The organism is Dactylosporangium sp. CA-092794 (assembly GCF_050948465.1).
Classification (GTDB): domain Bacteria; phylum Actinomycetota; class Actinomycetes; order Mycobacteriales; family Micromonosporaceae; genus Dactylosporangium.
Window position 1 is genome coordinate 8,398,760 of sequence record NZ_CP192044.1, and the last position, 19,981, is coordinate 8,418,740.

Annotated in this window: 19 protein-coding genes; 8 read left to right on the top strand and 11 right to left on the bottom strand. The window is 71.7% G+C overall.

The features are described from left to right. Positions 1 to 51: 51 nt before the first annotated feature. From hypE to ACQPXD_RS36030, 5 genes are all read right to left on the bottom strand, one after another. The gene (gene hypE / locus ACQPXD_RS36010; protein WP_432825965.1) at positions 52 to 1,107 is read right to left on the bottom strand and encodes a hydrogenase expression/formation protein HypE; all 1,056 of its coding nucleotides are present in this window, start codon (positions 1,105 to 1,107) and stop codon (positions 52 to 54) included. Continuing rightward, positions 1,104 to 2,198, bottom strand: a complete 1,095-nt coding sequence (gene hypD / locus ACQPXD_RS36015; RefSeq protein ID WP_432825967.1) for a hydrogenase formation protein HypD — start codon at positions 2,196 to 2,198, stop codon at positions 1,104 to 1,106. Before hypD ends, hypE begins: the two co-directional genes overlap by 4 nt. Continuing rightward, entirely contained in the window at positions 2,195 to 2,455 is a 261-nt protein-coding gene (locus tag ACQPXD_RS36020) for a HypC/HybG/HupF family hydrogenase formation chaperone (protein WP_432825969.1), read from the bottom strand. Before ACQPXD_RS36020 ends, hypD begins: the two co-directional genes overlap by 4 nt. A gap of 7 nt (positions 2,456 to 2,462) precedes the next feature. After that, entirely contained in the window at positions 2,463 to 4,799 is a 2,337-nt protein-coding gene (hypF, locus tag ACQPXD_RS36025) for a carbamoyltransferase HypF (RefSeq protein WP_432825971.1), read from the bottom strand. Positions 4,800 to 4,952: 153 nt separating this feature from the next. Continuing rightward, on the bottom strand, positions 4,953 to 5,504 hold the full coding sequence (locus ACQPXD_RS36030; RefSeq protein WP_432825973.1) for a TetR/AcrR family transcriptional regulator: 552 nt from the start codon (positions 5,502 to 5,504) through the stop codon (positions 4,953 to 4,955). A gap of 63 nt (positions 5,505 to 5,567) precedes the next feature. On the opposite strand from ACQPXD_RS36030, the gene ACQPXD_RS36035 reads away from it, so the two are divergent. Both ACQPXD_RS36035 and ACQPXD_RS36040 read left to right on the top strand, forming a co-directional pair. After that, the gene (locus tag ACQPXD_RS36035; RefSeq protein WP_432825975.1) at positions 5,568 to 6,419 is read left to right on the top strand and encodes an alpha/beta fold hydrolase; all 852 of its coding nucleotides are present in this window, start codon (positions 5,568 to 5,570) and stop codon (positions 6,417 to 6,419) included. Further along, entirely contained in the window at positions 6,416 to 7,366 is a 951-nt protein-coding gene (locus tag ACQPXD_RS36040; protein WP_432825977.1) for a quinone oxidoreductase family protein, read from the top strand. Before ACQPXD_RS36035 ends, ACQPXD_RS36040 begins: the two co-directional genes overlap by 4 nt. 30 nt (positions 7,367 to 7,396) lie before the next feature. On the opposite strand, the gene ACQPXD_RS36045 is transcribed toward ACQPXD_RS36040, so the two are convergent. Next, complete coding sequence (locus ACQPXD_RS36045; protein ID WP_432825979.1) at positions 7,397 to 7,738, bottom strand: hypothetical protein; 342 nt, start codon at positions 7,736 to 7,738, stop codon at positions 7,397 to 7,399. Between the two features lie 24 nt (positions 7,739 to 7,762). Continuing rightward, entirely contained in the window at positions 7,763 to 10,069 is a 2,307-nt protein-coding gene (locus tag ACQPXD_RS36050; RefSeq protein ID WP_432825981.1) for a glycoside hydrolase family 9 protein, read from the bottom strand. Positions 10,070 to 10,280: 211 nt separating this feature from the next. Between ACQPXD_RS36050 and ACQPXD_RS36055 the strand changes: the two genes are divergently transcribed. From ACQPXD_RS36055 to ACQPXD_RS36080, 6 genes are all read left to right on the top strand, one after another. Next, on the top strand, positions 10,281 to 11,147 hold the full coding sequence (locus tag ACQPXD_RS36055; protein ID WP_432825983.1) for a hypothetical protein: 867 nt from the start codon (positions 10,281 to 10,283) through the stop codon (positions 11,145 to 11,147). 52 nt (positions 11,148 to 11,199) lie between these two features. Next, entirely contained in the window at positions 11,200 to 11,955 is a 756-nt protein-coding gene (locus ACQPXD_RS36060; RefSeq protein WP_432825985.1) for a hypothetical protein, read from the top strand. 303 nt (positions 11,956 to 12,258) lie between these two features. Beyond that, on the top strand, positions 12,259 to 13,020 hold the full coding sequence (locus ACQPXD_RS36065; protein ID WP_432825987.1) for a hypothetical protein: 762 nt from the start codon (positions 12,259 to 12,261) through the stop codon (positions 13,018 to 13,020). Between the two features lie 404 nt (positions 13,021 to 13,424). Next, entirely contained in the window at positions 13,425 to 15,095 is a 1,671-nt protein-coding gene (locus ACQPXD_RS36070) for a transposase (protein ID WP_432825989.1), read from the top strand. Positions 15,096 to 15,528: 433 nt separating this feature from the next. After that, positions 15,529 to 17,355 (top strand): CASTOR/POLLUX-related putative ion channel, encoded by a 1,827-nt coding sequence (locus ACQPXD_RS36075; protein WP_432825991.1) that lies wholly within the window; start codon positions 15,529 to 15,531, stop codon positions 17,353 to 17,355. A 5-nt stretch (positions 17,356 to 17,360) separates the two neighbouring features. Next, the gene (locus ACQPXD_RS36080; RefSeq protein WP_432825993.1) at positions 17,361 to 17,555 is read left to right on the top strand and encodes a hypothetical protein; all 195 of its coding nucleotides are present in this window, start codon (positions 17,361 to 17,363) and stop codon (positions 17,553 to 17,555) included. Here ACQPXD_RS36080 and ACQPXD_RS36085 read toward each other — a convergent pair. From ACQPXD_RS36085 to ACQPXD_RS36100, 4 genes are all read right to left on the bottom strand, one after another. Beyond that, positions 17,536 to 17,727 carry a hypothetical protein gene (locus tag ACQPXD_RS36085; protein ID WP_432825995.1) on the bottom strand — a complete coding sequence of 64 codons (192 nt, stop codon included), beginning with the start codon at positions 17,725 to 17,727 and terminating at the stop codon, positions 17,536 to 17,538. The two genes, ACQPXD_RS36080 and ACQPXD_RS36085, sit on opposite strands and share 20 nt — an antisense overlap. A gap of 276 nt (positions 17,728 to 18,003) precedes the next feature. Further along, positions 18,004 to 19,086, bottom strand: a complete 1,083-nt coding sequence (locus ACQPXD_RS36090) for a glycoside hydrolase family 5 protein (protein WP_432825997.1) — start codon at positions 19,084 to 19,086, stop codon at positions 18,004 to 18,006. Positions 19,087 to 19,124: 38 nt separating this feature from the next. After that, positions 19,125 to 19,313 carry a hypothetical protein gene (locus tag ACQPXD_RS36095; protein WP_432825999.1) on the bottom strand — a complete coding sequence of 63 codons (189 nt, stop codon included), beginning with the start codon at positions 19,311 to 19,313 and terminating at the stop codon, positions 19,125 to 19,127. Next, positions 19,310 to 19,969, bottom strand: coding sequence for an RraA family protein (locus ACQPXD_RS36100; RefSeq protein ID WP_432826001.1), 660 nt, complete (start codon positions 19,967 to 19,969; stop codon positions 19,310 to 19,312). Before ACQPXD_RS36100 ends, ACQPXD_RS36095 begins: the two co-directional genes overlap by 4 nt. Positions 19,970 to 19,981 lie beyond the last annotated feature (12 nt).

The following is a 19,981-nucleotide window of genomic DNA, read 5'->3' on the forward strand; positions in this document are numbered from 1 at the left end:
TGTATGCGTGCCGGCCAGGGCCGTTCGGCCCGGTACGGCGGGCATGGCGGGTCAGCAGATGCGCGGCAGCTGCTCGCCGAGCAGCATGTCGACGATCCGCCGGCCGCCGACGAGCGTGTGCATCACCACCCGGCCCGGGTGCTCCCCCACCACCCGGCCCAGCACCACGGCCCCCTCCCCTTCCGGGGTGCGGCGCATCGCGTTCAGGAGGTCGTCCGCGGCCTCGGCGGCGGCCACCGCGACCAGGCAGCCCTCCCCGGCCACGTGCAGCGGGTCCAGGCCGAGCAGGTCGCACGCGTCGGCGACCGGGGCCGGCACCGGCAGCGCCGCCTCGTCGATCTCGATGCCGGCCCGGGACGCCGCGGCGATCTCGTTGAGCGCGGAGGCCAGCCCGCCCCGGGTCGGGTCGCGCATGGCGTGCAGCGCCGGGCCGGCCGCGGCCACCATCGCCGCCGCGAGCCGGTGCAGCGGCCGGGTGTCGGAGGCGAGCTCCGCGGCGAAGCCGAACCCCTCCCGCGCGCCGATGATGGCGGTGCCGTGGACGCCGATCGGCCCGGACAGCAGCACGACGTCGCCGGGGCGGGCGGCCGCGGCGGACACGGCCGCGCCGCTCAGCCGCCGGCCGACGCCGGTGGTGGTCACGAACAGCCCGTCCGCGGCGCCGCGGCCGACGACCTTCGTGTCGCCGGTGACGATCCGCGTCCCGGCGGCGGCCGCGGCGGCACCGGCGGAGGCGGAGATCCGGCGGAGGTCCTCGACGGGGAAGCCCTCCTCGATGACGTACGCCAGGGCGAGCGCCACCGGCGCGGCGCCCATCATCGCCAGGTCGTTGACCGTGCCGTGGACCGCGAGGGCGCCGATGTCGCCGCCCGGGAAGAACAGCGGGTCCACGACGAACGCGTCGGTGCTCAGGGCCAGCCGCGCGCCGTCGACGGCGAACGCGGCGGCGTCCTGCGGCACGTCGCCGGCCGTGCCGAACGCGGGCAGGATCACGTCGCGCAGCAGCTCGGCGGAGAGCCGGCCGCCGCTGCCGTGGCCGAGCAGCACCCGGCCGGTCTCCACCGACGGCGCCGGGCACACCGCCCGCGCCGGATCCGCGACACTCATCGCGAGCCTCCCCGGCCCGCCGCGTGGAACGCGGCGCAGGTCCCCTCGGCCGACACCATCGGCGCGCCGAGCGGCGAGCGGGGCGTGCACCGCGTGCCGTAGGCGGCGCAGTCGGTCGGTACCCGGGTACCGCGCAGGATGTCCCCGGCGATGCAGTCCGGGTGCTCCCACCCGGCCTCACCGGTGAGCGCGAAGCGCAGCTCGGCGTCGTAGCCGGCGAACTCGTCGGCGAGGCGCAGGCCGCTGCCCGGGATGGTGCCGATGCCGCGCCAGGCGCGGTCGCCGACCCGGAACACGCGCCGGATGGCCTCCTGCGCCGCGCCGTTGCCCGAGCGGCGCACCGCCCGCGCGTACTGGTTCTCCACCTCGCAACGCCCCTCCTCCAGCTGCCGCACGGCCATCAGCACGCCCTCGAGCAGGTCGAGCGGCTCGAACCCGGTCACCACGATCGGCACCCCGTAGCGGGCCGCGATCGGCTCGTACTCCGTCCAGCCCATGACCGCGCAGACGTGCCCGGCCGCCAGGAACGCCTGCACCCGGCAGTCCGGCGCGTCCAGGATCGCCGTCATCGCCGGGGGTACCAGCACATGGCTGACGAGCATGCTGAAGTTCGCGAGCCCCAGCCGGTGCGCGCGCAGTACCGCCATGGCGTTGGCCGGCGCCGTGGTCTCGAAGCCGACGGCGAAGAACACCACCTCGCGGTCGGGCCGCTCGGCGGCGATGGCGACGGCGTCCAGCGGCGAGTACACCACCCGGACGTCGGCGCCCCGCGCGCGCAGGGACAGCAGGTCGGTGCGGCTGCCCGGCACCCGCAGCATGTCGCCGTAGGACGCGAACACGACCCGGTCCCGCCCGGCGAGGTCCAGGGCGGCGTCGACGATCTCCAGCGGCGTGACGCAGACCGGGCAGCCCGGCCCGTGGATCATCCGCAGCCCCGGCGGGAGCAGCTCGTCGATGCCCTGCCGCACGATCGTGTGCGTCTGGCCGCCGCAGACCTCCATCAGCGTCCACGGCCGGGTGGTGGCCGCCCCGATCCGGCCGAGCAGCTGCCGGGCCAGGGCGGGGTCGCGGTACTCGCTGAGGTACTTCACGGGCCCGCCTCCGGGGTGAGCTCCCGCTCCAGCAGATCGTCCATCGCCCGCAGGACCCGCAGCGTGCGCAGTGCCTCGGCCTCGTCCAGCCGGCCGATGGCGAAGCCCACGTGGACCACGACGTACTCCCCCACCCGCGCGTCCGGCACGTAGGCCAGGCAGACCTCGCGCCGCACGCCGCCGAAGTCGACCGTCCCCATCGGCAGGCCGGAGCCGTCGTCGACGGCCGTCACCCGGCCGGGCACACCGAGACACACGGGTCCGTCACCCCTGCCGCATCCGGGCGGCCGCGACGGCCGCCTGGCCGTAGCTGATCCCGCCGTCGTTCGGCGGTACCCGCTCGTTGACCAGGGGCGTCAGCCCGGCCGCGGACAGCCCGGCGACCAGGGCCTCGACCAGCAGCTGGTTCTGCATCACGCCGCCGGACAGGCAGACCGCCGACGTGCCGTGCCCGGCCGCGGCGTCGCAGCACACGGCGACCGTCACCGCGGCGACCGTGGCGTGGAAGGCCGCGGCGAGCGGGCCGGCCGCGGCGCCGTCCCGCGCCGCCTCCAGCAGGGCCAGCAGCGTCGGCACCGGGTCGAAGACGACCAGGCCGTCGCGCACGGCGAGCCGCCACGGCAGCGCTCCGGCGCCCGGGTGCCCGGCCGCGCACGCCTCCAGCGCGACCGCCGCCTCGCCCTCGTAGCCGGCGTCGTCGCGGATGCCCAGCAGCGCCGCGACGGCGTCGAAGAGCCGCCCGGCGCTGGAGGCGACCGGGCAGTTGACCCCGGCCGCGACCATCCGGCGCACGTCCGCCACCTCGCCCGCCGGCAGCCGGCGCAGCAGCGGGCCGGCGAGCCGTTCCAGCCGCTCGCGGGAGCCGTCGTCGGCGAAGGGCTCGGCGCCGAAGAGGTAGCCCAGCGCCATCCGGGCCGGGCGGCGCACCGCGGCCGCGCCGCCGGGCAGCGGCGCCCGGCCGAACCGGGCCAGGCGCCGGTACGAGCCCAGGTCGGCCAGCAGCACCTCGCCGCCCCACAGGGTGCCGTCGTCGCCGAGGCCCAGCCCGTCGTAGGCGACGCCGAGGTACGGCCCGGTGATCCCGTGCTCGGCGGCGCACGAGGCGACGTGGGCGTGGTGGTGCTGCACGCCGATGCGGAGCGAGGCCGGCAGCGCCTTCGCGTACTGCGTCGAGGCGTAGCCCGGGTGGAGGTCGTGCGCGACGACGGCGGGCACGATCCCGGTGACCCGGGACAGGTGCGCCACGCCGGCGGTGAACGCCTCCATCGCCTCGTGCCGTTCCAGGTCGCCGGTGTGCGGGCCGACCACCGCGACGCCGCCGTCGGCGAGGGTGAAGGCGTGCTTGAGCTGGCCGCCGACGGCGAGCACCGGCTCGGGCGCGGCGAGCGGGAGCGGCACCGGCTCGGGCGCGTAGCCCCGGGCCCGGCGCAGCAGCGACGGCCGGCCGGCGACCACCCGGGCGACCGAGTCGTCGTAGCGGGCGCGGATCGCCCGGTCGTGGCCGAGGAACCCGTCGGCCACGCCGCCCAGTCGCGCGCGGGCCTCGGCGTCGCCGATCGCGATCGGTTCGTCGGCCAGGTTGCCGCTGGTGACCACCAGCGGCCGGGCCAGGTCGGCGAGCAGCAGGTGGTGCAGCGGCGCGGCGGGCAGGAACACGCCGATCCGGGCGGCGCCGGGGGCGACGGCGGCGGCGAGCGGGTGGCCGGGGCGGGGCCGCAGCAGCACGATGGGCCGGGCCACGGACGTCAGCAGGTCCGCCTCGGCGGCGTCGACGACCGCGATGGACCGCGCGGCGGGCAGGTCGGCCACCATCACGGCGAACGGTTTGGCCGGGCGGCGCTTGCGGGCGCGCAGCCGGGCCACGGCCGGCTCGCTGGTGGCGTCGCAGACGAGCTGATACCCGCCCAGCCCCTTGAGCGCGAGGATGCCGCCCCGCCCGACGAGCTCCTCGCCGGCCGACAGGGCCCGCTCGCCGCGCGGCCGCCCGCCCCACGTGAGCGCGGGGCCGCACGCGGGGCAGGCGATGGGCTCGGCGTGGAAGCGCCGGTCGGCGGGCTCCGCGTACTCCGCCGTACACGCGGGGCACATGGCGAACGCGCGCATCGTGGTGCCGGCCCGGTCGTAGGGCAGCGCGTCGACGATCGTCGCCCGCGGACCGCAGTCGGTGCAGTTGACGAAGGGGTACCGGTACCGGCGGTCCTGGGGGTCGAACAGCTCGGCCAGGCACGCGTCGCAGGTGGCCAGGTCGGGCGGGACCCACCCCGGCCGGCCCGCGGCACCGGGACCGCGGGCGGTGGACGGATCGACCCGGAAGCCGCTGCCGGCCGCCGGGGCTACGCCGCTGACCGGGTCGACGCGCACCTCGCTCACCCGGGCCTGCGGCGGGGCGTCCGTGCGCAGCCGGGCGGCGAGCCGCCGCATCGCGCCGGCCGGCCCGGCCGCCTCCAGCAGCACGAGGCCGCCCTCGTTGCGCACCCAGCCGTCCAGGCCCAGGTCCCGGCCGAGGCGGTAGACGAACGGGCGGAAACCGACGCCCTGCACGGTGCCGCGCACCTCGATGCGGCGTGCCACCCGGCGCTGCCGCTCCGGCGTACTGTGCATCGCGCCTCCCGTCGGATCCGACGACCCTCAGGCGCGAGTCTGGTCCCGCTCGGGCCGCGCCGGTGGGCGTTCGGCGCCGGCTCACCCGGCATCCCCCGCGCCGATCGCGTCGAACGCGGCCGGTTCGCCGCCGGACGCGTCCGCATGGGCGAGCTACGTGCCGAGCAGGCGCTTGAGGGCTCGTCGTGACGCCGGCAGCGGACGGCCGGCGTCGAACTCCAGCGCTGAGATCTCCCGCGTCATCGCGCCCAGCAGCTGAGCCGCGGCTTCGATGTCCTCCCAGCCCATTGCCTCGAGGTCGGCGAACCCGCCTTCGACGAGGCGCTCGCGCCGTGCGGTCATCGCGTCTTGCTCGGGGCTGGAGCGCACCTCGAGGGAGAGGGCCTTGACGCCGCGATTCTGCAGTGAAACGTCGAGATAGACCTCGAATGCTCGAAAGAGTCGCTCGGCGCCCCTCGGCAATCCCGCCACAGCACCCGCCACGGCGGCCTCGACGCGGGCGTGGAAACGGGCGTGCATGGCGTCGATGAAGGCGGAGCGGTCCTTGAAGTGCACGTAGAACGTACCCTTCGCGACTCCCGCGCTCGCCACCACCATGTTCACGCTGACGCCGCTCAGGCCGTGCCGCTCCGCCAGCGCGGCACCGGCGTCCAGCAGCGCCTCGCGGGTCTGCGGAGCTCCCGACGCGTGCGATTCTTCTGTCACCCCGGAAGTTTAAGCGAAAAGCACGGTGACCGACCGGTCGGTCACCGTGCTACTGTCCTCACCATGCTCACCCTCCTCACCTCGGCCGGCGAGATCGCCTACGACGCGCGCGGGTCCGGTCCTGCCGTCGTCTTGCTCCCCAGCGGCGCCCACCGCCGCCGCGATTACGACGCATTGCGCGACCTGCTTCCGGAACGCTTCCGCAGCATCGGCGTCGACTGGCCCGGCCATGGCGAATCCGCCGCCGGGAGCCGGTCGGCGGATGAGCTGGATCTCGCCGGACTGGTCGAGGAGATCCTCGATCAGCTCGCTCCCGGTGGTGCCGTGCTGGTCGGCAACTCGATCGGCGGTAACGTCGCCGCGCGGATTGCGGTCAGGCGCCCGGCCCTCGTCGCCGGGCTGATGTTCATCGACGGTGGCGGTTTCGAGGCATCGCGGCTGCCGAGTCGCATGTTCTGCGCGTTGATGAGCCGCCCCTGGTTCGTGCGAATGGTCTATCCAGCCTTCTCGCGGTGGTACATGCGGTCGCGCACGAGCGCCGACCGGCGTGCGCGCGCCGACGCGATCGCCACCACCCGCACTGCCGCTGGACGGAAAGCCGTCGCGGAAATGTGGCACAGCTTCACCCTGCCGGAGCACGATCTCCGCGGCCAGGCACGGCAGATCACCGCACCAACCGTCGTGGTCTGGGGCCGGCACGACCCGGTCCTGCCGCTCAAGGCCGCCGAGACCGCTCACGATCTCATCCCGGATTCCAAGCTCGTCGTGATCGACAGCGGGCACTCCCCGCACACCAGCGACCCGGAGGCGGTCGCGGCGCACCTCGTCCCCCTGCTCGATGCGGCATTCCCCGCCGCCGGTTCGAGCAGCCCGATCGCGTCGGCGTCCGCCCGCGGAGAGGATGGCACAGCATGAAAGCGGCAGTCATCACCGACATCGGTGGCGTCCCTCGTACCGAGATGGTCAGCGACCCGTCGCTTCCCGGCGAGAGCAAGGTGCTGATCCGGGTCGAAGCGACGGCGCTGAACTCGATCGACCTGCACATCGCGGCCGGGCATCACCGGGCCGGAAGGCCGCGGCTGCCCTACATTCCGGGGATGGAGAGTGTCGGCGTCGTCGTCGACGGCCCGGATGCCGGCCTGCGGGTCCGGGCGATGACGGCGGCCGGACTGGCGCCCGGCGTCGAGGGCGGCCTCGCCGAGCTGCAAGTGGTCGACCGGGCCGCCTGCGTGCCGGTTCCGGACGGGCTGAGCAGCGAGGCCGCCGCAGCCATCGGCGTGGTCGGCACGGCAGCCGACCTCGCGCTGCGCAAGGCGGCGCTGAAGCCCGGGGAGAGCGTCCTCGTCCTCGGCGCCACCGGGCCGTTCGGCAACGCGTTCCTGCAGCTGGCCAAGCGGACCGGCGCGCAGCGCGTGATCGCGGCCGCCCGGCATCGCGACCGGCTCGCCCGGCTCACCCACGCGGACGCGGTCGCCGTTCTCGGCGAGGAGCCGCTACCGCAGCAGCTGGAGCAGCACGGCGGCCCCGTCGACCTGGTCATCGATCCCGTATGGGGCCAGTGGGCAGCGCCCGCCCTCCGTTGTCTGAAGCCCGGCGGACGCTACCTCAACGTCGGCGCGGCAGCCGGCGACGGACTGCCGTTCTCGGTCGAACTGCTCCGCGCGGCTCAGCTCACACTGATCGGTTTCAGCAGCGCCGGCGCACGGCTCCCGGACGTACTCGCCAGCTACGAACGCGTCGCGGCGCTTGCCCTGGCCGGCTCCCTCTCGCTGCCGACCAACACCTTCCCGCTCGACGAAGCCGAACACGCCTGGACGGCGCAGACCTCCTCTCCGGGAGCAAAGATCGTCGTCGTCGCCTGAGCCGGCAGAACCGCGCTCCGGATGCCGAGCTCACGCCCTCGTTCCGGGGCGCGGGGCGAGGATGCCGACGATGGCGCCGAGCGCTATCCCGACGAACCCGAACACCGCGGTCTGACCGCTGCCGCTCGCGTTCAGGCCCAGCAGAGTACCGCCCGCCACCACGATCCCGAGCACGGCGAACACCATCAGCCAGACGACGTCCGTGACCCACTTGGAGGGATTGCCGAGGACGGATGACGCCACGTTCTCCACGGCCGCCTCGCGCCGTCCCGGTGGCAGCAGCTCCACCGCCGACTGCACCAGATTCGTCTGTTCGGCGGGATTCTGCACCTTCCTCATGCTGTCGATGGCATCGTGCAGTTCGACGGACACAGCAATCACTTCCCGGACGGGCACTCATCGAGCCGGTGCAGCCGAGTGAACCACGATCGACCAGCCGGCGGGCAGGACGACGTCGACCTGGCGGTTGGCCCCCATGCTGATCTTCACCTCGTCGAGCGGGTTGGGACCGTCGTGGCGGCCTTGGTCGGCGGCGAACGACGCGACCCAGGACAGCGCGGAGTTCCAGTTGATCGCGACCTCGTTGGTGGACCAGGATTCGATGTCGTCGACGTAGCAGAACTGTGGCTTGGGTCGTTCACCGGTCGACGGGTCGAGCAGCATCTTCTTCGCCTTGGGGTCTTCCAGCCCGGGGTTCGGTCCGCCGGCGATCGAGCCCGCGGGCGGCTGCGGGAATCTGGGGTCGAGCTGGTGGGCGTAGATGCGGGAGTGCTGGTTCTTGGAGCAGCGGCTGCCGTACCCGGTGACGTACGAGCGGTTGAGGGCGTTGCGGCCCAGGATGAAGCCGAGACCTTCCAGGACACCGTCGCGGTAGCGCTGGTCGTCCGTGATGTCGAACGCGACGCCGATGACCATGAGCTTGTTGAGGATCACGCTGTTGGCGCCCCAGGTGTAGTCGTTCTCGCCCAGCGGTACACCGTATGCCTGATCCTGGATGATCTTCAGGTAACGGTCGGCCGCGGCCCGCACCGACGCGCGCGCGGCGTCGCGGTCGTTGTCCGGCAGTTTGCTGGGCACGGTGGCCAGGTCGATCCGGCCGAGCCCAGCGACGGACTTCCAGTCGGGACCGCTGTTGCCGAACGCGTCGCCGGTCCAGAAGGGCGAACCGCGCAGGAAGTCCAGGAACGGCTGCTCCCCGGTGGTGATGAACAGTTCGGCGGCGGCCCAGTAGAACTCGTCGCGGACGTCGGTGTCGTCGTACGGTCCGCCGCCGTTGCTGTCGTCCGGTCTGGCGTACATCGACTGGTGGTCGCGGGCGGCCTGCCAGGCAGTGCGGGCCGCGGCCAGGCAGCGGTCGGCGAAGGCGCTGTCGAAGGACCGGTACAGGCGCGCCGCCTGCGCCGCGGTCGCGGCCAGGTTCAGCGTCGCCGCCGTGGACGGCGGGTGCAGCTGCCGCGGCTGCGGATCCTGGTCGGGCAGGCACGGCAGGCCGGTCCAGGCCTGGTCGTGCACCTTGTGATGAGCCATCCCGGCGTTGGGCTTGCCCGCGGGAACCTGCATCCGCAGCAGGAACTCGAGCTCCCAGCGGGCCTCGTCAAGGATGTCGGGGACCTTGTTCCCGCGCTCCGGGATGTCGAGGGTGCCGTCGCCGAGGGCACCCTTGGTGACCACCTTCGCGGTCGTGGTGCGTTCGAACTGGCCGAGCAGCTGGGCGGTGGCGATACCGCCGTTGACCACGTACTTGCCGTGGTCGCCGGCGTCGTACCAGCCGCCACGCACGTCAAGCCTGTAGTCGCCGGTACCGGGCTGGCACGGCACATCGGTGTCGCCCAGGTTCGGTGGCACACCGACGTGACCGGCGGCCCGGGCGTATCCGGGCGCGAGCGCGTTGTCGATCGCGATACCGCTGCGCTGCGCATAGAAGAACTGCAGCGCGTCGCGACGCAGCCGGTCGTAGACGGACTCGGCGATGTCGAACGGGAAGCTCTCCTGCCCGCCGACCCGCAGGGTGTATCCGGTGCCCGGCTCGGTCACCGTGCTGAAGTCGATGGTGTGCACCTTCTCCCCCGACGACGCGTCGAGCCCGCGCGGGGTCGAGCTCCCCGACGCCACCGCCTGGCCCGCGCCGGTGACGACCTGCCAGGACAACGGGTCCGGCGCGTCGGTCACGACGGTGGCGTGCTTCGGCGCCGCCGGCAGGTAGCCGACCTGGCTGACCCGCACCGGAGGCTTGGTCTCCGGGATGTACCGGTCATACGGCTTGCCGCCCACGAGGGACACCTCGTCCAGCGTGAAGACCCACGGCTCACCCGAGCCGCCCAGCTGGAACGAGACCTGGCCCCGTTTGGTGTCGAGGTTGCCGGTGAACGAAAAGTGGTACTGCTGCGGATTGGTGCCGAGCCCGACGTCCTGCGACCACGTCGCCGTGTACGGCGAATCACTGAGCTGGACCTGAGCCTTGATCGTCACCGGACGGCTGGCCGAGGCGGTGAACGAGATCGAGTACGGCGTGTTGGGTTCCAACAGGATGTCGTTCTGCCCGACGATCACGTCGTAGGGCACGTGCGTGCCACCCGGCACCTGAATGCGCAGCCGCTCGTCAGCCGCGGTCAGATCCGTCCCGGCGGAGAACCAGCCGGCGGTGCCGCTGCCGTCGAACGTCCCGTTGAACACCTTCTCGCTGGGTTCCTTAACCATCACCATGCCCCGACCATGACTCCGCGGCGCCCGCCGCCGCCACGGGTCGAAACCCCCGGCCAGCGCCGGTGCGCGCGATCTCCTCCGGACACTCACCATCGCGGGTGTTGCCGCGAGTCATCGATCCGCCGGGCGGCGGCCGTCCACCGGTCAGCCTCCGCGTTCGGGCGCGGGACCAGGTATGTTCGGTTCGCGCTCGGACACCCGGAGGTAGATCATGAGGACGGTGACCCGCCGGCTCGCGCTGCGACAGGCGGATCTCCACGGTGCCGTCTGCCCCGCCCCGCCGGAGTCCGTCGAGGTCCTCAGCCACCGGCCCGTCGTCACCGTCGTGCTCGAGCACCACATCCAGGCCATCACGCCGACCAGGCAGGTCTTCGAGACCTCGCTTCGCCAGGACGAGGAGTGGCGGTTCAGCGGCATCGAATGGCCGGCGGACCTGCGGCCCGGGGCGCTGGTCAGCGTCTCCTGGCACGCCGAGCGGGACGAGGTCGTCATGCGCACCGCCGCGCTGGACGAACCGATGCGGATCGACGGCGTCGACTACTTTCACGAGTACGACCCGAAGGTCGTCACCCACGAATGCGCCCCGGGCACGTCGAACCGGGGGAAGGTGCTCCACGCGGTGCGCCGGCTGGGCCTCGTCTTCGACGACGGCAGCGCCGTGTTCGCCGAGTCGGAGCTGCCCGCGCGCTGCGGGCTCGGCCGGGGTGCCCGCGGCTCGTTCCTGCTCCGCAACGCCGTCGAGCAACTGATCCGCGAGGGCTACGTCACCCGCGTGCTCGGCAGCGTCGACCCGGCGGGGCATCCCTCCTATCCCGCCGTCGACGGCCAGGAAGCCGCCGAGATGCTGTTCTACGCGCCGCTGATCGAGCCGGCCCCGCACCCCGCCGACGCCGACGCGGGGGACGCCGACCGCCGCGACCACTGGGTCCACGGCTTCGTCCGCAAGCTGCCGCCCGGCGCCCAGCCGTCGGAGAAGCAGCTCGAGCTGCACAGGCAGGCCGTCGAGCACGAGCAGATCACCGCCGGCCCGCTGGAGCCCGGCTACACCTTCGTGCAGCAGCACCACCGCAACGGCTGAGCACAGCCCCCAGCGCCGCACCGGGTGTGAAGAGCCGCTATGTTGCGGGTCCATGAACGGTGAACTGGCACAGTGCCTGGCCATCGCGTCGCACGTCTCGATGTGGCTGGCGGATCCGTCCGGCGGCCGCTCCGGGTCGGATGACCTGTCCAGCCTGCCGCAATTCGCGGATATGGTTGCCTTCGACTCGGTGGTCGGTTTTGAGACGTGGGCCGAGCGTCTGGCCGGGGACGGGGTAGACCGGCTGTGGTTCGCCGTGGCCGGCCCCGGGATCGCCGACGGGCCCGCAGGGCTGCCGGCGCCGGTGAGCGCGGCGTTCATGGGTGGCGTACCGGCCGGGCTGTTGAGCACCGGCCCGGCCGGCAGTCGCCTGTGGCAGGCGCAGTGGAGTGCCGGCACGCGGGTAGCCGACGGTGCCGAGATCCTGGTGGTCAACTACATTTCCGAGCCGGTGGCGATTCGCCCGGTACGTCCCGGTATGGACGCGGCCACCCAAGCGCTGGACCAAACGCTGCGGCGCGCCGCCCAGTTCGCCGACCGGCAGCAGCTGCCAGCCTGGGCCCGGGTGTTCACCGCGGCCGACCACCAGCCGGCGCGGGACCTGTTCCCGGCGTCCTGGCCCGATCCAGACGGACCACGGCTGGCCGGCATGGCGCTGGCAGCCTGGGTGTTCGGGGGTATGGGATCATGGAACGACCTCGGGTTCGCCGACGGCGACGTGCGGCAGGAATACGAACAGATCAGCAGCGATCTCTTCGAAGCGGTGATGCAGGCATGCGTCGCGGCCGTCAATATCGACCTTCCCTAGACGGCACCGCCCTACCCAGCATCTTGCCCACGGCGGACCGCCGGCGCGGCCGCAGGGACGGGAAGTCTCCGTGATCATGCGCAACGCAGCATCGGCACCAACGGTTTTTCATGATCGTGGAGTGCTGATGTACCCCCGTGTACCACAAGTCTCCGGGATCATGGCAAACCCGGTGTGCGGTCACCACGGGCAGCATGATCACGGAGACATATGTTCGGCCCGGGCGCGCGGATCGCAGGTTGCACCCGGCGGGTGCGACATCCGCACCGCCGGCCGCTGGTGTGACATCTATCCTTCCGGGTCGTGAGCACCCACCACTCGATCGTCGTCGCCAGATCCGCGACTCCGTTGCCGTTGCTGCCCGAGGTGCGTAGCGCGTTCGGCACGTCCTGCTTCAACCTCGTGCGCCACGAGGACGGCTGGCAGATGGCCGAGATCAGCGTCCGGGCCCATCAGTGGGCCACGGTCGGGGCCGGTCCGGGACCGATCGCCGCCGCGACCGGTGCGCCGGTCCTGGCCGCCTGGATCTCCGACGTCGGCTGCGCGCAGATGGCCGCCGACGTCCCCGGCGGCCCCTCGTGGACCGCGCACCTGCTCGGTGGAGACTGGGAAAGCTGCGGCTTCGACCACGAGATCCTCAACACGTTGCGGGCGCCCGGCCCCGAGCAGCCGCCCGCCGACCACGCCCGGCTCGCCGCCGACCTGGCCGCGTGGTCCGCGGCGGCCGGCCGCACCACCACGGCGGAGCGCATCGAGGCGTTGCTGCGCGACCGGAGCGGGCTGCTGGAGGATCGATACCGCGCGATGGTCGGCGAGCTCGGCCTCGGCGCCGGCGTCGCATTCGAGCGCCGCCTGGACTGGGCCGACGACCGCATTCACACGGCGTGGCAGGATGCGCTCTACGCCAGTTACGACATCCCGACGCCGTGGAACGGGCGGACCAAAGCACCGCCACGCTCCACAGCGTTGGTCGCGTTCGCGGAACTCTACGACGCGGCCGAGTTCAATCCGGACATCACCGAGGCCGACCTCGTCGCACAGGCCGAGCATGCGCTCGCCTTGTGACGCCGGCGCGGTGGTGATCGGCGCGGGTAGTCGAAGTCGGCGGTGGTGGCGGACCGCTCCGAGGTTCGGGCATGTCGAGATCGACAATGAGCGAGGTCTCCGGTCGTTGGTGAACGACCACGGAGCATAAGGGCCCCCGGCGGCGCTCACCTTCCGCGATCATGCCGAGGAGCGTCCCGAATGGCGGGATCTCCATGATCGTGGAGCGATGATGTACCAGGAGAGCCTGGTGCGTAACTCGTTGTGTGTTCTTGTCAAGGCTCTTCCGTGCCAGGCCGGTGGTCTGGTCGTGTGGTGGAGGCCGGTGCTGTGTGGGTACGCACCTGGCCACGCTGTCGTGCGATGTCCGATCATGGCCGTGCGGACTATCGACCTGTTTGAGATGTTTGTGTAGATTTTGTGGTGTGGGTCGTGCATGGCTCGGCAGCGACCGGGGCGAGCAGGTCTTCCTGCTGCCGGTCGACGCTCGTGATCTGTTACCGGCTGGCCACCTGGTGTGGCAGATTCTGGAACAGGTCGAACAGCTGGATCTGACCATGTTCGCGGCGGCCTACCGTGCTGACGGGCAGGGCCGGCCCCCGTACGACCCGAGGATGATCCTCACCCTGGTCCTGTACTGCGCCGCCAAGGGCATCCGCTCGGGCCGGGATATCGCCGCGGCCTGCCACGACGATCTGGGCGCGCGGGTGGTCACCGGCAACCGTCACCCCGACCGGAGCACGATCGGCCGGTTCCTGGACACCCACCAGGTGGCGTTGCGGGCGCTGCTGCCGCAGACCTTGCGGTTGGGCTACGCCCTGGGCCTGGTCGACGTGTCCGTCACCGCCGGGGACGGCACCAAGGTGCTGGCCAACGCCGCGATGCATGCCACCACCGACGAGGCCGGCCTGCTGGCCCAGATCGCCGAGCTCGAACAGCAACTCGCCGAAACCCAGCAGGCATGGCTGGACCAGCTCGGCACCGAACCCGACCACCCGGCCCTGTTCGACCACCCGGCCCTGTTCGACCACCCGGCCCTGTTCGACCACCCGGCCCTGTTCGACCACCCGGCCCTGTTCGACCACCCGGCCCTGTTCGACCACCCGGCCCTGCGCGATGAGCCGGCGGGGTTGGATGGGCTGGCAGGCCCGGCGTCCCGCGGGCCGGGTGGGCAGTTGCGGCGGCGGATGGGCACCGTGTCCCGGCTGCTGCGGCAGCGGCGCGCGGCGCTGGCCCACCTACGTGCGCATCCCAGTACCGAGCGGGTCGAATGGGCCGAGCGGCTACGCCGTGATCAGGACCGGGTGCAGCGCTGCGCCGAGCGACTCGAACAGGCCCGCGCCGCCGTCCAGGCCGCCCATGACCGGCGGGCCACCGCCCAGGCCGCCGGCACCCGCATCCCCGGCACCAGACCAGTCCCGGCCGAGGACCACGTCCGGGTCCGCCAGGCACGCAAAGCCCTGGCCACCGCCACCGCCCGCGCCCAGGCCACCGCCGCCCACCCACCCGCCACCGGCAAGGTCAACACCACCGACCCGGCCAGCCGGATCATGCCCGGCAAACACGACGGCTACGGCCAGCGCCACAACATCCAAGCCTTCGCCACCCCCAACCAATTCATCATCGCGATCGCCAGCCACCACAGCCCCAACGACAAACAGGCCCTCGCACCCCTCCTCACCCAGGCCCGGGCCAACCTCGACGCCGCCGGGATCACCGACCCGATCGGCGCGGCCCTGTTCGACAACGGCTACGCCTCCGAAGCCAACTTCACCGCCGACCTGCCCACCGACCTGCTCCTCATCGCGGTGGAACAAGAAGCCCGCCAAACCGGCCGGCGCACCGGCAACGCCAGCACCACCACGCACGCCTGGCAGGCAATGGCCGAACGCCTCGACCAACCCGCCAACCGCGCCCTCTACCAACGACGAGGCGCCATCATCGAACCGCTCTTCGCCCAACTCTTCGACCGCTTCGGACGCACCCTGCACCACCGCGGCAACGACGACGTCACCACCGAACTCCACCTCTGGGCAGTCACCCACAACCTGCTCAAAATCAGCCGCCACCGCCGCAAACACCACCCGCCCGGCTGAACCCGACCCCCCACACCCACACCCCCGCGCAGACCCGCGCCAGGGGCCGCTCCCACACACCCAACCCCCACCACACCCACCACACCGCCACCCATCAACAACACAAAGTCACCAGACAGGAATACCGGCACCCGTCCACCACCCACCACCCCAAACCAATCGACCCCCGGCCCAGCAGTTACGCACCAGGCTCAGGAGCGGCACTATCACTCCACGATCATGAGGATCCCAGCCAGTGGACGTATCCGCCACATGATCACGGAAGCAAAACGCCGCACCGGGCGCCCGCGGGCGGCGCTCGACGGGCATGTGACAGCGCGGCCGCTACCAACGGTTATATTGTGCGGCGATCTTCTCGATTTCCAGCCCAGCCGAGGTGCCCATGGCCGCCGCTACGTTGCGTCGCCGTTTCAGATACTGGTTCGACAAGACGATGTCCGAGGGTACGTCGGCTCTCGTCGCGTGGCTGGGGCTCGCCTCCGTGGCGGTCGTGGTCGCCGGCGGGCTGCTGGTCTGGCTGATCGACCCTACGCCGGCGGACGGCGGGCGGCGCGGGTTCTTCGCGTCGGTGTGGCAGGCCGTGCTGCATGCGCTCGACCCCGGTACCGTCGCCGGGGACACGGGGCACTGGTACTTCGTGGCCGTCGCGTTCCTCATCACCATCGGCGGCATCTTCATCGTCACGGCGTTCATCGGTGTGCTGACCACCGGCCTCGACGGCAAGCTGCAGGAGCTGCGCAAGGGCCGCTCGGTCGTGCTGGAGACCGGTCACACGGTGATCCTCGGCTGGTCCGACCAGGCTTTCACGGTCATCGGCGAGCTCGTCGAGGCCAACAGCAACAAGCGCCGCGCCTGCGTGGCAGTCCTCGCCGACAAGGACAAGGTCGAGATGGAGGACGAGATCCGCGCGAAGGTCGGCGACCTGCGCAGTACCAAGGTCGTGTGCCGCACCGGCGACCCGCTCGACCCGGACGACATCGCGTTGGTGAACATCGCCCAGGCCCGTTCCGTCATCATCCTCACCGGCTCGGGGAACGACCGCGACGCGCATCTCGTCAAGATGCTGCTATCCGTCACGAAGGCCGAGAACCGGTGCACGGTCGTCGGCAGCGTCTCGGACCAGTCGAACATGCCGGCCGCCCGCCTGGCCGGCGGTCCCGGCGCGTACCTCATCGACGCCACCACCGTGGCGGCCCGCCTGATCGTCCAGACCTGCCTGCAGTCCGGGCTGTCCGTCGTCTACACCGGCCTGCTCGACTTCGGCGGCGACGAGATCTATTTCCGGCGCGAGCCGGGCCTGGCCGGACAGACGTATGCCGCCGCGCTGCACTCGTACCCCACGTCGGCGATCATCGGCGTGCGCCAGGGCGACGGGACCGTGCTGCTGAATCCGCCGAGCGACTATCACATCGCCGCCGCCGACGACCTGATCGCCATCTCGGCCGACGACGACACCGTCGTGATGGCGCCGCCCGCGCCGATCCACCACGAGCTGATCGTGGCCGGCCCGAACCCGGCGGCGGCGCCGAAGCGGGCGCTGATCCTCGGTTGGAACCAGCGGGCCGTCGGGGTCATCGAGCAGCTCGACCAGTACCTGACGGCCGGCTCGGAGGTCGTCGTCGTGGCGCGGCACCACGAGGTGTCGCTGAGCCTGAAGCGGCTCACGGGCGAGGTGCGGAACCTGTCGCTGAGCCTCACCGAGGACGACAGCGCCGACCGAGCCGTGCTCGAGTCGCTCGGCATCGCCGGCTTCGACCACGTCATCGCGCTGTGCTACGACGACGTCGACCGGCAGGTGGCCGACTCGCGCACCCTGGTGACGCTGCTGCACCTGCGCGACATGGAGCAGAAGTTCGACGGGAAGTTCTCGATCGTCAGCGAGATGGGCGACGACCGCAACCGCCAGCTCGCCCAGGTCACCCAGGCCGACGATTTCATCGTCAGCGACAAGCTGCTGAGCCTGATGACGACCCAGATTTCGGAGAACCCGCACCTCGCCGACGTGTTCGGCGGTCTGTTCGACGCCGGGGGCTGCGAGATCTATCTCAAACCCGCTGAGTTGTACGTCCGCGACGGCCACCCGCTCAATTTCCAGACGGTGCTGGAAGCGGCCCGCATGCGCGGCGAGTCGGCGATCGGCTACCGGCTGGCCGCGAACGCGCAGGCGGCGCCGGCGTTCGGCATCGTGCTCAACCCGAACAAGGCGGCAAGCGTGACGTTCGGCCCGGACGACCGTGTGATCGTCCTCGCCAAGGACTGAGAAGCGTGACGGTGCCGGTCATCGAGCGGATCGGTGCGTACCCGTCGCCATCGGTGCTCATCGACGGCGTGGATGTCACCGGCGCCGACCCGCACGGCCCGGCGGCATGTGTGCTGCGGCCACCCACCGCCGAACAGATCCGCACCGCACTTGCCGCCGCCCCAACCGGCGGATGTGCGGTCACCGGCCGCTGGAGGTAGCCGCCGGCCGCTGGGACTGGTCGTCGGCCGGCGGTGGCGGCGGGCCGGTGCGGGGCCGGTCCGGAAACAGCCGGGTCACGCCCCACACGACCAGCGCGACCACCGCCACCCAGAACGCCAGCATCAGCAACCACCCGGCGAGGCCCAGCGCGGAACAGTACGCGGGAATCATCGCGGCCTCCTTCGTCCGCCCGGCGTGTTCGTGTCGCACCGTTCACGGTGCATCGTGCGGATGAGGTTTCCGCCTGCCGAGTCATGAAGATTCCCTGAAGGCTCCGGGATCGTGGCAAACCCGGTGTGCGGCCACCGCGGACAGCATGATCACGGAGACATACGTCCGCCCCGGCCGCGGATCGGAAGGCGCGACAGGGGAACGGCATCCGTCCGCCCCGCGGGTTTCCGCTCCTCGGGTCGAGGCGACCGGAACTCCGCGGGGCGGAACGCAGGATCAGTTGCCCCGCAGCACGTCGGCCAGGGCGCGGTCGAGCTGGTGGCCGTGGAACTCCTCGGCCGCGGCATCGGTCCGGCCGGTGTCGACGACGCCGAACGGCCCGCGGAAGTTCCACATCGCGTAGCCGAGACCGTACTCGTCGAGCAGCGACACAACGTCCTTCGCGTACGCGAGGTACACCTCGTGCGCGACCTTCGAGTACGCGCCCATCTCGCCGACGTGCACCTTGTAGCCGGCGGTCGAGAGGTCGAGGTAGCCCTTCAGCAGCTCGCGCAGGGCCTCCTTGTCCCAGCGCTTCGCATCGTCGCCGGTCAGAACGCGCTCGACCCCCGGCTTGACGGCGGGCTGGTACGGCCAGGTCGGGGGCTCGAGGTCGGCGGAGACCATCCCCTCGGTCCACGGGCACTCGTAGTGGGTAAGCGTCATCGGGTGATACAGGTGCACCGAGTTCACGACGTTCTCCCGGGTCGCGATGCTCGCCGGGGCGGGCTGCAGCGTGATCGACGAGCCGTTCCAGACGAAGCTGCCTTCCACCTGGATGAGGCGATGCGGGCTCACGGCCTCGATCGCTTCGATGACGGGGGTGAAGGTGCGCACGAAGGTCGCGTCGTCGACGTTCATCGGCTCGTTGACGAGGTTGAAGCTGAGCGCGTCCCGCGGCACGCCGGCGTAGCGCTCGGCGAGCGTTCGCCACCATGTGATGAAGTCCCGCAGCTCCTCGTCGTCGGCGAAGAGGTTGCCCTTTTCCGGGAAGTCGAACTGCGAGCCGGCCGTCACGCAGTAGCCGGGCGCGCGGTGGAAGCCGGGCATCACGTGGATGCCGTACTTCTGCCCGAACTCGACCACGCGGTCGAGCAGCACGAGGCGCTCGGGGTCGGGCGTGCGGCCGTAGGCGCCGGTGCCGAAGAAGAGGTACGACATCGGGATGCGGACGAAGTTGAAGCCGAGCTCCTTGATCATGACGAAGTCCTCCTCCGCGACGACGCCGTCGTCCATCGGGAAGAACTCCTTCCACCGGACGCTCGTGGAGAACAGGTCGACAATGTTGAAGCCGCGCCAGCGCGGGATGGCCGTGCTCATGGACGTTCCTTTCGGGTGTGGTGGGTGGCGGTGTGCGATCAGTCGTCGAGCCCGTAGCGCGGGAGCGCCTGGCTGTAGCCGCCGTCGGTGAGGAGGCGCGCCCCGGTCATGTACCGGGATGCGTCCGAGGCGAGGAAGAGGAGGGCGCCGACTCCGCCCGGTGCGGCGCTGCTGCCGGTGACCAGTGCGGTCGCCCCGGCGAGATCCTGGAATTTTAGCGCGCTCACAGCACTCCGTAGGTGCGGAACGCCTCGGTGGAGCTCATGCCGGCCTCGATCGCGGTCCGCACGACGTTCTCGGCGCTGGCCTTGACGAGCGCGCGTTCGATCACCTCGTCCTCCACCGCCGCGGGGATCACGAGCACGCCGTCCATGTCACCGAAGATCAGGTCGCCCGGCTCGATCTCCACGTCACCGATCCGGATGCGGCACCGGAAGTCGAGCACCGATGCGCGCACCGCCGCGTCCTGCGCGTAGCTCCCCCGGCTGAACACCGGGAAATCCTGCTCGAGGACCCGCGGGGTGTCGCGATGGTAGCCATCCACCACCGCGCCGGCCGCGCCCCGCTGACGCGCGGTGGCGGTGAGGATCTCGCCCCACGCCGAGCACGGCACGGTCGCGTTCTGCGCGATGTAGACCTCGCCGTCCTCGAGCTGGTCGAGGGCCTCGGTGAGCCGGCCGAACGGCTTGCGCTGCGGCCCGGTCACGTCGGCGATCAGCACCGGCATCGCACGGCCGACCACGCGCATCGTCTCGCGCATCCCGCGGATCTCCGGTGGGATGAACTGCCGCCGGTAGCCGAGCTCGTCGAGGATGTCGCCGACCACGGGCGTATACAGCTGACTCCGGATCGCGTCCATGCGTGATCGATCCGTCGAGGTCATCGGCGGGTCTCC

Coding starts and splice junctions, on each gene's coding strand:
- hypE (WP_432825965.1), bottom strand. CDS start 1,107: ATGAGTGTCGCGGATCCGGCGCGGGCGGTGTGCCCGGCGCCGTCGGTG.
- hypF (WP_432825971.1), bottom strand. CDS start 4,799: ATGCACAGTACGCCGGAGCGGCAGCGCCGGGTGGCACGCCGCATCGAG.
- ACQPXD_RS36035 (WP_432825975.1), top strand. CDS start 5,568: ATGCTCACCCTCCTCACCTCGGCCGGCGAGATCGCCTACGACGCGCGC.
- ACQPXD_RS36040 (WP_432825977.1), top strand. CDS start 6,416: ATGAAAGCGGCAGTCATCACCGACATCGGTGGCGTCCCTCGTACCGAG.
- ACQPXD_RS36050 (WP_432825981.1), bottom strand. CDS start 10,069: ATGGTGATGGTTAAGGAACCCAGCGAGAAGGTGTTCAACGGGACGTTC.
- ACQPXD_RS36055 (WP_432825983.1), top strand. CDS start 10,281: ATGAGGACGGTGACCCGCCGGCTCGCGCTGCGACAGGCGGATCTCCAC.
- ACQPXD_RS36060 (WP_432825985.1), top strand. CDS start 11,200: ATGAACGGTGAACTGGCACAGTGCCTGGCCATCGCGTCGCACGTCTCG.
- ACQPXD_RS36075 (WP_432825991.1), top strand. CDS start 15,529: ATGTCCGAGGGTACGTCGGCTCTCGTCGCGTGGCTGGGGCTCGCCTCC.
- ACQPXD_RS36085 (WP_432825995.1), bottom strand. CDS start 17,727: ATGATTCCCGCGTACTGTTCCGCGCTGGGCCTCGCCGGGTGGTTGCTG.
- ACQPXD_RS36090 (WP_432825997.1), bottom strand. CDS start 19,086: ATGAGCACGGCCATCCCGCGCTGGCGCGGCTTCAACATTGTCGACCTG.
- ACQPXD_RS36100 (WP_432826001.1), bottom strand. CDS start 19,969: ATGACCTCGACGGATCGATCACGCATGGACGCGATCCGGAGTCAGCTG.